This window comes from Azospirillum sp. FG154, assembly GCF_057809575.1.
The window spans coordinates 14,125-26,649 of record NZ_JBMDKF010000009.1 but is presented as its reverse complement, the minus strand read 5'-3'; the positions used below and the strand labels follow the sequence as shown (position 1 = coordinate 26,649).

The 12,525-nt window shown below is 65.6% G+C and carries 13 protein-coding genes; 5 read left to right on the top strand and 8 right to left on the bottom strand.

The features are described from left to right. Positions 1 to 120: 120 nt before the first annotated feature. The 6 genes from ACODS4_RS12470 to ACODS4_RS12445 form a co-directional block, all read right to left on the bottom strand. Positions 121 to 603 (bottom strand): F0F1 ATP synthase subunit B family protein, encoded by a 483-nt coding sequence (locus ACODS4_RS12470; protein WP_488864039.1) that lies wholly within the window; start codon positions 601 to 603, stop codon positions 121 to 123. Continuing rightward, a complete protein-coding gene (locus ACODS4_RS12465; RefSeq protein WP_488864037.1) occupies positions 603 to 1,250 on the bottom strand; it encodes a F0F1 ATP synthase subunit B family protein in 648 nt (215 codons plus the stop codon). Before ACODS4_RS12465 ends, ACODS4_RS12470 begins: the two co-directional genes overlap by 1 nt. Positions 1,251 to 1,345: 95 nt before the next feature. After that, on the bottom strand, positions 1,346 to 1,570 hold the full coding sequence (locus ACODS4_RS12460; protein ID WP_119830065.1) for an ATP synthase subunit C family protein: 225 nt from the start codon (positions 1,568 to 1,570) through the stop codon (positions 1,346 to 1,348). Positions 1,571 to 1,639: 69 nt separating this feature from the next. Continuing rightward, a complete protein-coding gene (locus tag ACODS4_RS12455) occupies positions 1,640 to 2,383 on the bottom strand; it encodes a F0F1 ATP synthase subunit A (protein ID WP_298364488.1) in 744 nt (247 codons plus the stop codon). A gap of 12 nt (positions 2,384 to 2,395) precedes the next feature. Continuing rightward, complete coding sequence (locus tag ACODS4_RS12450) at positions 2,396 to 2,764, bottom strand: AtpZ/AtpI family protein (RefSeq protein ID WP_488864034.1); 369 nt, start codon at positions 2,762 to 2,764, stop codon at positions 2,396 to 2,398. Between the two features lie 251 nt (positions 2,765 to 3,015). Next, positions 3,016 to 3,633 carry an SCO family protein gene (locus ACODS4_RS12445; protein ID WP_488864032.1) on the bottom strand — a complete coding sequence of 206 codons (618 nt, stop codon included), beginning with the start codon at positions 3,631 to 3,633 and terminating at the stop codon, positions 3,016 to 3,018. A 170-nt stretch (positions 3,634 to 3,803) separates the two neighbouring features. On the opposite strand from ACODS4_RS12445, the gene ACODS4_RS12440 reads away from it, so the two are divergent. Beyond that, positions 3,804 to 4,850 carry an alpha/beta hydrolase family protein gene (locus ACODS4_RS12440; protein ID WP_488864030.1) on the top strand — a complete coding sequence of 349 codons (1,047 nt, stop codon included), beginning with the start codon at positions 3,804 to 3,806 and terminating at the stop codon, positions 4,848 to 4,850. Between the two features lie 33 nt (positions 4,851 to 4,883). Here the strand turns inward: ACODS4_RS12440 and ACODS4_RS12435 are convergent, their stop codons facing one another. Together ACODS4_RS12435 and ACODS4_RS12430 are read right to left on the bottom strand one after the other, a co-directional pair. Beyond that, positions 4,884 to 7,025 carry a bacteriohemerythrin gene (locus ACODS4_RS12435; RefSeq protein WP_488864028.1) on the bottom strand — a complete coding sequence of 714 codons (2,142 nt, stop codon included), beginning with the start codon at positions 7,023 to 7,025 and terminating at the stop codon, positions 4,884 to 4,886. 201 nt (positions 7,026 to 7,226) lie between these two features. Further along, complete coding sequence (locus tag ACODS4_RS12430) at positions 7,227 to 7,979, bottom strand: PhoH family protein (protein ID WP_488864026.1); 753 nt, start codon at positions 7,977 to 7,979, stop codon at positions 7,227 to 7,229. A 649-nt stretch (positions 7,980 to 8,628) separates the two neighbouring features. Here ACODS4_RS12430 and minC point away from each other — a divergent pair. From minC to ACODS4_RS12410, 4 genes are all read left to right on the top strand, one after another. Next, positions 8,629 to 9,378, top strand: coding sequence for a septum site-determining protein MinC (minC, locus tag ACODS4_RS12425; RefSeq protein WP_488864024.1), 750 nt, complete (start codon positions 8,629 to 8,631; stop codon positions 9,376 to 9,378). Between the two features lie 84 nt (positions 9,379 to 9,462). After that, positions 9,463 to 10,278 (top strand): septum site-determining protein MinD, encoded by an 816-nt coding sequence (minD, locus tag ACODS4_RS12420; RefSeq protein ID WP_119830847.1) that lies wholly within the window; start codon positions 9,463 to 9,465, stop codon positions 10,276 to 10,278. Then, positions 10,275 to 10,661, top strand: coding sequence for a cell division topological specificity factor MinE (gene minE, locus ACODS4_RS12415; protein ID WP_488864022.1), 387 nt, complete (start codon positions 10,275 to 10,277; stop codon positions 10,659 to 10,661). Before minD ends, minE begins: the two co-directional genes overlap by 4 nt. A 260-nt stretch (positions 10,662 to 10,921) precedes the next feature. Next, positions 10,922 to 12,289, top strand: coding sequence for a CRTAC1 family protein (locus tag ACODS4_RS12410; RefSeq protein ID WP_488864020.1), 1,368 nt, complete (start codon positions 10,922 to 10,924; stop codon positions 12,287 to 12,289). Positions 12,290 to 12,525 lie beyond the last annotated feature (236 nt).

Here is a 12,525-nt window from a genome sequence, read left to right as displayed (position 1 = left end):
GGGCTGGGGACCATTGGACCAAAGAAAAACCCCAGCGGCTAGGCTGGGGTTTTCCGAAACTCTGTTCTCGATCCCGCAACAAACAGGGCGGCGGATCCGAAGACAGTTATGCGTGTGCGATCAATGCAGGTGCTTCGGCAGTTCGGTGATCGATTGCTCGATCAGTTGATCCGCCTGGGCGGCCTGGAGGCCGCTGGCCAGAATGCGACGGCTGGCGCCAATGGCGACATCGACGGTCAGGTTGCGCACTTCGGACACCGCAGCGGCTTCCGCCTGGGCGATGCGCGTCATGGCCTGCGTCTCGCGACGCTTCAACGCCGCCTCAAGATCGGCGCCGGCCTGCGCGCGCAGACGGGCCGCTTCTTCGCGGGCGTGGGAGAGGATGGCTTCCGCTTCTTTCAGCGCGTCGGCCTGACGGCGCTGATAGCCGCTGAGCAGGGCGAGAGCGTCCTTGTGCAGACGCTCGGCCTCGTCCAGTTCGGCGCGGATCTTGGCGGCGCGGGCGTCGAGCAGGGCGGAGATCGCCGCCGACGCCTTTTTCCACACCAGAGCCATGAAAATGACGAAGGAGACGGCGACCCAGAATTCAGGCTTTTGGATCATCACCGGCGCTCCTCAATCACGGCGGCCACAGCGGCTTCGGCCTGCGCCGAGTCGACGTCGATTCCAGCCAAGCGGCTGGCGATGTCGCGGGCGATGTCGGCCGATGCGATGCGGACGTTGGCGACGGCCTGTTCCTTGGCCGAGGCGATGGAGGCTTCGGCGGCGGTCAGACGGGCGGCGAGGTCGGCGTTGAGCGCGGCCTGACGGGTCTGATTGTTCGCCTCGATCTCCGCGCTGGCCTGACCGATGAGGGTCAACGCCTCGGCGCGGGCGCCGGCGAGGGACTTCTCGACCTGGGCCAGAACGGCCTCGGCCTCTTCCTTCAACTGGGCGGCCTTGGCGAGGTCGCGCGAAATGCGCTCTTGCCGCGCCTCCAGAACCTCAGCCACGCGCGGGAGCGCTTTTTTGGACATGAGGTAGTAGAGAACGCCGAAGGTCAGCGCCAACCAGAAGATCTGGGTCGGGAAATTGGCGGGATTGAGCTGCGGCAGGCCGCCGGAAGCGTGCTCGCCGCCGTGCGCCGCGTCCGGAGCGTGCTCCGCCGCAGCCGCCAGGACAGTGCCAGCCATCGTGGTGAGGGTGACGAGCGAAACGCCCGCCACACCCGACCAGCGGGCCAGCCGGCCTTTGGCCAACAGGTTCGGCATGATCGGTCCCCCTAGGCAAAGGAGCGGCGCCGCAACGTCCCGAAGGAAGCTCGGCGCCGCGTCAGAGCGTTGTTTTGTAAAGAGCCGCTCTGGCCTTAGGCGAACAGGATCAGGAAGGCGATCAGCAGGGCGAACAGCGCGACGGCTTCCGTCAGAGCGAAGCCCAGAATGCCGATCGGGAAAACCTTCGGCTGGACGGCCGGGTTGCGGGCGATCGAGCTGATGAGCGTCGAGAAGATGTTGCCGATACCCAGGCCGACGCCGGCGAGGGCGATAACGGCCAGACCGGCACCGATGAACTTGGCGGCTTCAGCTTCCATGGTACTCATTCCTCTAGGTAAGTGTGAACTCAATGGAACAGGGAGAAGACAGGCTGGATCGCGGTTTGGTTAGTGCAGTTCCAGCGCGTCGCGGATGTACAGGCAGGTCAGGATCGAGAAGACGTAGGCTTGCAGGAACGCGACCAGGAACTCGAAGCCGGTCAACGCGACGTTGATGGCCAGCGGGACGAGGCCGGTGACGAAGCCCAGCGCGCCAAGGCCGCTGATCATCAGAACCGTAAAGCCGGCGAACACCTTCAGCATCGTGTGACCGGCCATCATGTTGGCGAACAGTCGGATCGAGAGGCTGACGGGGCGCATCACGTAGGAGATCACCTCGATCGGGATGAGGATCGGGGCGAGCGCCACCGGAGCGCCGTGCGGCATGAAGAAGGAGAAGAAATGCAGGCCGTGCTTGATGAGGGCCAGGATCGTGACGAACACGAACACCGTCGCCGCCAGCGCGAACGTCACGATGATGTGGCTGGTGAAGGTGAAGGTGTAGGGGATCATGCCGATCATGTTGCCGATCAACACGAACATGAAGATCGAGAACACGAAGGGGAAGTAGGGCTTGGCGTCGTGCCCGGCGTTGTCGCGGACCAGACCGGCGACAAATTCGTAGGACACCTCGGCCAGCGACTGCAAACGGCCGGGAACCATCGACTTGTTCGCCATGCCGACGACCAGCAGCGCGTAGATCAGCGCCACGGCCACGACCATGAACAGGGCGGAGTTCGTGAACGACACGTCGTAACCGCCGAGCACGATCTGGAACAACGGGTTGATTTGGAACTGGTGAAGCGGATCCAAGGTCGTCCTCGCTCAGTGTGCGTCGCCGTCTTGGCGCTCGTTGTCGTCCCCAATGGGCCGGCCATAGCCGGCGGCGATGCCGAGACCAGTGACGGCCCGGTAGACATTCAGCACTCCCGCCGCCGACCCGAAGAAGAACATGACGATCAGTCCCCAGGGCGCGGTGCCGAGCCAACGGTCGAACAAGAGTCCGCCGCCGACGCCGACGATCATGGCCGCCACCAACTCCGTCCCTATGCGCCACGCGGTGGCCATCGCTCCCTGGGGAGGGCGGTGGTATTTGCTACCAGGTCCGCCCGACCAGCCGCGTTGTCCTTCACGCGCTTTGCGCAAACGGGCGTCGAGGTCTTCCAACGGATTCGGAGGGGTGTTGTTGGTCACAGCGCCCCACCATTCCCGTTGGCCCGCAGCCATACGAAAGCGGCGAGACCATACGGTTGGGGCGCAACCCTGTCAAGTCGCAAAACCCTTTGCGCAAAGCGTTGAAATATAAAGGAAAAATCAGAAACGGCGTGGTTTTTGCCGCACTGCGGCGTGTTGTCTCGCTTCGCGGCGTCAAAAAACCAAGTGGTATGACCGGAAAACCGGGCTTTTTCGCTGTTCCGGGCCATCTTGACGGGGGGATTCATCGGTCAACCCGCGATTCGCGTGCCAAGGTCCTGGGCGATGCGGTCGGCCGTGGTTCCCGCCGGGTAGACTCCGACGAATCCGCCGTCCGGCCCCATCAGATAGATGAAGCTGGAGTGATCCATCAGGTAATCCTCCGGCTTTCCATCCTTCTGCGGGGCCTTGGCGTAATAGACGCGGTAGGCGCGGGCGGTGTCGCGGACCTGCTCCGCCGTGCCGGTGAGGCCCACCAGGCTGGGGTGGAACAGGGCGACGTAATCCTTCAGATGCGCCACAGTGTCGCGTTCGGGATCCACCGAGATGAACAGGGGCTGGACCTTGTCCGACTGCCGCCCCAGCAGATCAAGCGCCTTGGCCATGACGCCCAGTTCGGTGGGGCAGACGTCCGGGCAATAGGTGTAGCCGAAATAGATCAGCAGGTATTTCCCGCGATAATCGGCGTCGGTGACGGCTTTGCCCGTGTGGTCGGTCATGGCGAAGGGGCCGCCGATGGGCACGGCGCTCTTGGTCGCGCTTTGCACCATCGAGGTGGCGTTGTTGACCTGCCACCAGGCGATGCCGGCGGACACGGCAAGGGCCAGGGCTGAGGCGGCGGCGATGCGGAGGAGGCGGGCCTTCATCATGCGCCAGGAATGGGCCTGTCCGCCGTGAAGGTCAAGGGGGTGAAAACGGGCGTTGGGTTGCAAAAGTTGCGCGCGCCCCAGAATCGGGTTGAAGCTGGACTTGTCGAGCGCGGGCGCGCTGTCTTAGTTTGGCGCGCGGCCACGTTCGTTCCCTTTGGTCTTGAGGTCTCATGCGTTCGCTGTCGTCTCTTTGCGCGTTGGCTCTCCTGACGCTTTGCGTCGCCGGGGGGAGTCCGTCGGCGCGCGCGTCCGACGCGGTCGGGGTGCGGATGATGAGCGCCTCGGCGCCCGAGCGTGGGGCGACGCTCTCACTCACCGTGTGGTATCCCGCCGGAAGCGGCGGGAAGCCTGAGCGCGTCGGGGCGAACAGCGTGTTTGTCGGGGTCTCCGCCTTGCGCGACGCGGCGATCGCCGACGGCGTGTTTCCGGTTGTCGTGGTCGCCCATGGCGGTTTGCGCGCCGCGCCGAATCAAAGCGGCTGGATCAGCGCCCGTTTGGCCGAACGCGGCTACATCGTCGCGGCGGTTCAGCCGCCGGTGTTGACGTCCGGAGAGGCGGCGCGGGCGGTCGCCGAGATTGGCTTGCGCCCGGCCGATCTGTCGGCGGCCTTGTCGGTGGTGGGAAACGATCCTTCGATCCAGCCGCACGCCGATATGGAGAAGGTGGGAGCGTTGGGGTTTTTCCTGGGGGGCGCCTCCTCTCTGGCCTTGGCGGGCGCGCGGCTCGATCCGGAACGTTACCGGCGCCTCTGCGACGGCCCCGGGGGGCCGGATTGCGCGTGGTTCGCCAAGGCGGGGGTCGATCTGCGTCAGGTCGATGTCGCGCCGTTGATCCGGTCCCACCGCGATTCCCGCTTTCGCACGGCTGTGGTCATCGACCCGGAATTGAGCGGGAGCTTCTCCTGGGATGGTCTGGCCGAGATCACGGCGCCGATCACCATCATCAATCTGGGCGCGCGGGGGGAAACGCCCCCTTGGCTGGAGGCGGCGGAGTTGGGGGCGGCGGCGCCGACCGCGCGTTACGTCCGCTTGCCGGGCGCGAACGCGTTCAGCCTGTTCGGCGTTTGCACGCCGCGTGGAGCGGCCATCCTGCGGGCCGAGGGCGAGGATGAGGCGCTGTGCCAGGACAGCGGCGGCGTTTCGCGGGAAGACCGGCACGCGCAGCTCGCCGCGATGATCGCGGCGGCGCTGCTGCGCGGTTTCTCGGCGCTTCCCTGACCGGACGGCGTCGAGGCGCGGGAGGCGTCGGCTTCAGGCCGCCGCGCGGGATTGCCGCGCCAGATGCGCGCCGATCCGCTTGTCGGAGCGCTGGATGTGCTCGAACAGCCATTCACGAACCAGGGCCAGCAGATCGTCGCCGACCGAGGTTTCCCCGGCTTCCAACCGCTGTTTGAGCGCGGCGGCGCGTTGGCGCAGCGCGTCGTGCTGGGCCTTGTGGGCGATCCGGTCGGGGTAGCCGCTGCGCTCCATGACCCGCTCCTCCTGCTCGAAATGCAAGACGGTGTAGGCCAGCAGACGCCCGATGGCGGCGGTCAGAACGGCGCGCTCGGCCCGTTCGGCGACGCGGGAGGCCGCTTCGTTCAGCAGGGCGATCAAAATCATGTGGTCGGCGTCGATGCCCTCGTCGCCAACCGTCAGCTCGTCGCTCCAGGCCATGAACGCCGCGCCGTCGGCGGATGTCCCGTCATGCAGCGCCGCCAGCGGGGCGGCGTTGATCGCCTCGACGTTGACCAGGAAGGCGTCGACCATGCCGCGCAGGGCGTTCGCCTGCTGCGACAACCCGCCCGCCGCGTTCAGCAAGTCGTCCGCCGACCGTTCGGTGTCCAGCGCGGCGGCGGACACCGCTTCGATGCTGTCGGACACTTGACGGGCGCCATGGGCGGCGTCCGACGCGCTGCGGGCGATCTCGTCGGTGGCCGCGCCCTGCTGCTGGACGGCGGAGGCGATGGAGGCGCCGATTTCGTCGTTGCGGGCGACGATGCCGCCGATGTCGCGGATGGCGTCCACGGCGGCGCGGGTCGCGTCCTGAACCTGGGCGATGTGGAGGCCGATCTCCTCGGTGGCTTTGGCGGTCTGTCCGGCGAGATTCTTGACCTCGCCGGCGACGACGGCGAAGCCCTTGCCCATCTCCCCGGCGCGGGCCGCCTCGATGGTGGCGTTGAGCGCCAACAGGTTGGTTTGGCTGGCGATTCCGGCGATCAGGTCGGCGACCTCGCCGATCTTCTGGGCCGCGCTGCCCAATCCGTCAATCTGCGCGCCCGCCCGTCGCGACGCGGCGACGGCTTGGCTGGAGATGGTGGAGGAGGTGACGACCTGCTCGCCGATCACGGCGATGGCGCCGGTCAATTCCTCCGCCGCCGCCGCGACGGTCTGCACGCTGTTGGAGGCCTGTTGCGACGCGGTGGCGACCGACGCGGCGTCCTGTCGGTTGCGGTCGGCGGTGGACGACAGGTTGCGGGCGGTGGCCTCCAGCGTGCCGACGGCGCCGTCGACCGAGCGGATGGTGTCGGCCACGGTGGCGTCGAATCGGTCCGTCAACCGCTTGAGCGCGCGGGCGCGCTGTTCGGTGACGCGCAGGTCGATCTGTTGCCGGTCCCAATGGCGGGCAAGGTCGATCTGCTGGACGCGGAACACCTCGACCGTGCGCGCCATCGCGCCGATTTCGTCGCGGCGGTCGGTGTCGGGGACCGTCACCGCGCTGTCGCCGTCGGCCAGCGCCTGCATCACCCGGCCCATGCCGTCCAGCGGACGGATGATGGCGCGGCTGACCAGAAGGGCGACGAGGGTCGCCGCCAGACCGATCAGCAGGCCAATGGCGCCCAAGCGCAGAGCGGCGTCGCGGAAGGCGGCGTCGACATCGTCGATGTAGATGCCCGACCCGACCAGCCAGCCCCACGGGGTGAAGCCCTTCACATAGGACAATTTGGGCGCCGGTTTGACGAAACCGGGCTTGGGCCATTGGTAATCAACGAATCCGGCCCCGCTGGCCTTGACCACGCGGACGAACTCGACAAACAGCTTTTTGCCGGTCGGGTCCGCCTCTTGCGACAGATCCTTGCCGTCCAGCTCCGGTTTGATCGGGTGCATAATCATCCGGGGCGACAGATCGGTGAGAAAGAAATACTCCGTTCCGTCATGGCGCAACGCGCGCAAGGCCGCTTTGGCCGCCGCTTGCGCCGCGTCGCGGCTCAGGCTTCCGGCGCGTTCTTGCGCTTCGTAATGGGCGATCAGCGTGTGGGCGACCTCCACGACGTTTCGGGTCTTGTCCTGCCGATCCGCCATCATTTCAGCGCGCAGCCCAAGCAGGCTGACGATGGCGACGAGGAGAAGGCCGACGCCGGCGGCGGCCAGAATCACCCCGATCTTGCCCTTGATGCTGATGCGCTCAAACACGACCGACGGTCCTCCGATCACAAAACGCCTATTTACCTAAAATTTTTGTGACCTTTTGCCGACGTCGCTATGTTCGTCAAGACGTATTGTTTGCAGCGCGGATTTTTTCCGACGTCGCCGATCAAAAGCGCGGTGAGCGGGGAGGCGTTCGGCGCGTGGCGACGGATTCAATCCATCGCCACGCGTCGATTCGCTGGATTGTTACAAAACGGTCAGCATGCTGGCGACCAGCGGATGGCGAACGATGTCCTTTTCCGTCAGGCGGGCCACCGCGATTCCCTCCACCGCCTCCAGCCGCCGGGCGATGTCGGCCAAGCCGGACAAATTGTCGAGCAGGTCGGTCTGGTCGGGGTCGCCGGTCAGCACCATGGTGGAATGCCAACCCAGGCGGGTCAGCAGCATCTTGATCTGGGAATAGGTGCAGTTCTGCGCCTCGTCGATCACGACGAAGGCGTTGTTCAGCGTCCGCCCGCGCATGTAGCCGATCGGGGCGACCTCGATGGTTCCCTCGGCCATCAGCGCGCGCAGCCGTTTGGCCCCCATGCGGTCGGACAGCGCGTCGGTCAGCGGGCGCAGGAAGGGCGCCATCTTTTCGTGCATGTCGCCTGGCAGATAACCGATGCTTTCCCCGGCTTCCAGCGCCGGGCGGGAGAGGACGATGCGGTCCACGCTGCCCTCCTCCAACGCTTCGACCGCCGCCGAGATCGCCAGATAGGTCTTGCCGGTTCCCGCCGGACCCAGGGCGACCACCAGATTGTGGGTGGCGATGGCGTCCATCAGCGCCTTTTGGTTTGGGTTCTGCGGCTTGACGGTGCGCAGATAGCTTTGGTCGCGCCGCTCCTCCCCCGCCAGGGGATCCCAGCCCGACCGGCTGGGGAACAGGGGAAGGACGGTGGACTCATCCCGTGTGGTCGTCGGTGTGCTGGCGATCGCTTTGCTCGAACGTTTGGCCATGACGCGTCTCCTCGACTGTGGGGGTGGCGCTGATTCCGGGCACAAAAAAACCTCCCGACGGCGGGAGGTTCGTTGATCGACGCTGCTGGTTGGCGGGCGCTGCGGGACGAAGGAACGTTGAGGTGCGAAGGAACGCCGCCGTCGCGCGGTGACGGCGAAGGGCCGTCGTTGCGCTGGCCCCTGCGGGCGGAAGAGACCGGCGGTCTCTGTTGAACGGACACAGGCGCAAATGACCCTCGTCGTCGTGGCGACCCACTGACGCGAAGGATGAGCGCGGAGCGGGCGGGGCGCCAGATGGAATTGCGGCTGACTCGAAATATTCACACCATATGTGGTGTGGCGGACACGCCACAGGCCGGACCTTCGGACATGGCGGCGGCGGGCGAAAGGCTTTGCCGCGAGCGGCGGCATTGGCTAGTATCCGGCGCAATGGGGATTCTCGGCGTTGGTTTTGGGGCGAGGCCGTCTTTGCGGAGGGATTCGCTTGAACCAGGGTCGGGCGGACGGCTAGAAATCGGAACGCCGACGGGTCGTCGCCGTCACCAACGATGTGGAAAAAATTGAAGACCCTGGGTCGCCGGTTTGGGCGACGGGTCGGGCGGGGTGGCATGAGCGGGTCGGGTCGGCAGGAACAAACGGGAAGGCAGCGGTGAGCAGCGCCAATCAGGTTGCCGAACGGGACGCGCCGTTCCAGTTGCGGGGCAATTCCTTCACCATGATGGTGTTGAAGGTCAACACCCCGAATTCCCATGATTTTTTCCCGCAATTGAACGTGAAGGTCCGGCAGGCGCCGAATTTTTTCCGCAACGCCCCGGTCGTGCTGGATTTCGATGAGCTGCCGGACACGGTGGTCTTCGATCTCGCCGCCTTTGTGGCGCAGGTGCGGGCGCATCATCTGCTGCCGGTCGGCTTCCAAGGCGGTCCTCGTCCGGTGCAGGAGGCGGCGCTCGCCGCCGGTCTGACGCCGATGCCGACCGGGCGCGCCGCCAAGCTGGAGGTCGCCAAGGGACCGGATCCGCGCGACGCCAACCCGGCGGCGACGGTCACGATCGAGGTGGTGCACCGTCCGGCGCTTGTGGTGACGGAGCCGGTGCGTTCCGGCATGCAGGTTTACGCCGAAAAGACCGACCTCATCATCACGGCGTCGGTGTCGCCGGGGGCGGAGCTGCTGGCCGACGGCAACATTCATGTGTATGGCGCGCTGCGTGGCCGGGCGCTGGCGGGGGTGTCGGGCGACACCAACGCCCGCGTGTTCTGCCACAGCCTGGAGGCCGAGGTCGTTTCGGTCGCAGGGATTTACCGCGTCAGCGAAGACATCGGCAGTGACTTTTTCAAGAAGCCGGTGCAGGTTTTCCTGCGCGAAGGGGTTTTGCGCATGGAACCCCTCAAGACAGCTTAAGAGTTCGGGGTCTGTTCACCGGATGCGGTGCAGGGGTGATTGGGTTTTGATGTCGGCAACTTTGGGATTATGGGAGAGGCTCCGTTGAGCAAGATCATCGTCATGACCTCCGGCAAGGGCGGTGTCGGCAAGACGACCTCGTCCGCCGCGTTCGCAACCGGGTTGGCTCTGCGCGGTTTCAAGACGGTCGTCATCGATTTCGACGTTGGTCTGCGCAACCTTGATCTCGTCATGGGCTGCGAACGTCGGGTCGTTTTCGACTTCATCAACGTCATCAACGGCGAAGCCAAGCTGAGCCAGGCGTTGATTAAGGACAAGCGGATCGACAATCTGTACATACTGCCGACCTCGCAGACTCGCGACAAGGACGCGCTGACCCCCGCCGGCGTGGAGCGCGTCCTGAACGATCTGTCGAAGGAGTTTGACTACATCCTGTGCGACAGCCCGGCGGGCATCGAGCGCGGGGCGCTGATGTCGCTCTATTTCGCCGATCACGCCATCATCGTCACCAACCCGGAAGTGTCGTCGGTGCGCGACAGCGACCGCATCCTCGGCGTGCTGGCCTCGCGCTCGCGCCGGGCGGAGCAAGGGCTGGAGCCGGTGACGCAGCAGCTTTTGCTGACCCGCTACGACCCGGAACGGGTGGAGCGCGGCGAAATGCTGAAGGTTGACGACGTGCTGGAAATTCTGGCCATCCCGCTTCTTGGCGTGATCCCGGAAAGCCAGGCGGTGCTGCGCGCGTCGAACGTCGGCATGCCGGTGATTTTGGACGAGGCGTCGAACGCCGGTCAGGCTTACACCGACGCGGTTGGCCGTTTCCTGGGCGACGAGATCGAACATCGCTTCGTCAGCCCCCAGAAGAAGGGCCTGTTCAGCCGTCTCCTCCGGAGGAGCGCATGAGCATCTTCAGCTTTTTCCGCTCGGCCCCCCGGCCGTCGGCGGTGCAGGCCAAGGAGCGCTTGCAGATCGTCATGGCGCATGAGCGCGCCGGGCGGACCGGGCCGGATTACCTGCCGATGCTCCAGCAGGAGCTGTTGGCGGTGATCGCCAAATACATCGACATCGACCAGAACAAGGTCGAGGTGAAGCTGGACCGTGGCGGCGATTGCTCCACCCTGGAACTCAACATCGAGCTTCCGGCGCGCGAGCAACTGAAGTCGGCGATGGCCGCCGTCAAGAAACCCGACCTGAAGCCGTCGGCAAGCGCGGACCCGGATGACGAGGATGGCAAGCTGGCCGCCAACGGCCCCTTGACCAACGGCGGCGTCAAGAAGCGCCACTGAGTCGTATGTTCTCGGGTGTTTATGACCCTGCGTTTCGCCGCGCGTCGCGCCGGTCGGACGCAGGGTTTTTTATGCCCGGATGACCATAGGGCGGGACGGAGGCGAACCACGCCCTCCGTCCGGGTTTACGGGGGACGCCGGACGCGGTATTTACAAGGGACGCGCCGTGAAAGGCCAATCGGGACAAGGCTCTGCATCACGGCGCGCCGTCAACGGGATGATGCCGTCGCCGACGGCGTCGTCGGACAAAGAGGGTTCCGATGTTCATCGACTGCTCGTCGCTGCTGCCCGTCAATCCGCCGCGTCTGTCGAACGGCGTCGCGGTGGTCGATCTTGACGGGGATGGCGCTTTCGAGCTTGTGGTGGCCGGATACCGCACCAACAATCTGGTTCTGAAATGGGACGGCGACCGTCTGGTGGACGTCGCCGGGCCGCTGCTGGCGGATCCGACCGGCTGCGCCGTTGGGCTGGCCGCCGCCGACATCGACGGGGATGGCCGGGAAGAGCTGTACGTCGTCAATTCCGACCAGGCCAGCGGGCCAAAGGACATGGCGGATCGGCTGTTCGCCTGCTTTGGCAAACATTGGCTCGACCTGTTGGGACAACCGGAAAACGCGGCGGCGGGCAATCGGACGGCGGCGCGCGCGGTGGCGGCGCTCGACCGTTTTGGTCATGGCCGTTACGGCTTCGTCGTGGCGACCGACGGCGGGCCGCTGCGTCTGCTGGAGTTGAGCCGTCGGGGCCGTTTGGAGGATGGGGCGGAAGAGGCTGGGTTGGACGTCATCGTCGCCGCGCGCGGGGTGGCGGGGCTGTCCATCGTCTCCGACCGCATGGATTTGGTGGTCCTGAACGACGGCGGCCCCAATCAACTGTTCCGCAATCTGGGCGACGGCAATTTCGAGGAAATCGCCGAGGAGCGGGGGATCGCCGATTCCCGCGCGCCCAACCGGGCGGTGGCGGCCATCGACGCGGACGGCGACGGGCTGTTCGGTCTGTTGATCGGCGGTTGGGACGGGGCGCAGCGCTTGTTTCAGCAGCGCTCGGGCGGCGGTTTCGTCGATTTGGCCGAAGGCGATCTGTCGATGCCGGGCCGGGTGGCGACGGTGGTGGTCGCTGATTTCGACAATGACGGCTATGAGGAGCTGTTCTTCCACACCCAGGGCGAGCCGAACCGCCTGTTCGGCTGGCGCGAGGATTCGTGGCAGGAATTGCCGCTGGGCGACGCCGCCGAACCGAAGGGGTCGGGAACCGGCGCGGTGGCGGTGGACATTGACGGCGATGGCCGTCTGGAACTGGTTCTGGCCCATGGCGACGGAACGGCGCAACCGCTGTCCATTTTCCGACCGGAAGCGAATCATCATGGCTGGCTGCGCGTCATGCCGCTGACCCCCTATGGCGCCCCGGCGCGGGGCGCTGTGGTGAGTTGCGTCGCTCAGGGGCGGCGGCAGCGTCGGGTTGTCTGCGCCGGGTCAGGCTATTCGTGCCAGGGCGAGCCGGTCGCCCATTTCGGTTTGGGCCATTGCCACGAGGTTGAGCGGATCGAAGTGCGCTGGCCCGACGGCAGCGTGGTTGAGGTTGACAATCCCCCGGTTGGCCGGGTTCTGACGGTGCCATACCCACCGGAATGACCTTACAAAAGGTTCTTGTGTAAAATCCGCGACAGATTCGCGCCCCCGATATTTCAGCGCGGCAACAAATTTCGTCTTTTCTGAAACCTCCCGTCTCTTTAGATTGGCGTTTGTTTCGGTGTTCACGCGATTGGACGCTCGAAGAACTGCACTCTTTGTACAACCTTTCGTTCGGTTTTTGCAGGCTGCCGGACGGATTTCACCAGACGGACCCCTTCGGGGGGCGTAGGAATCGG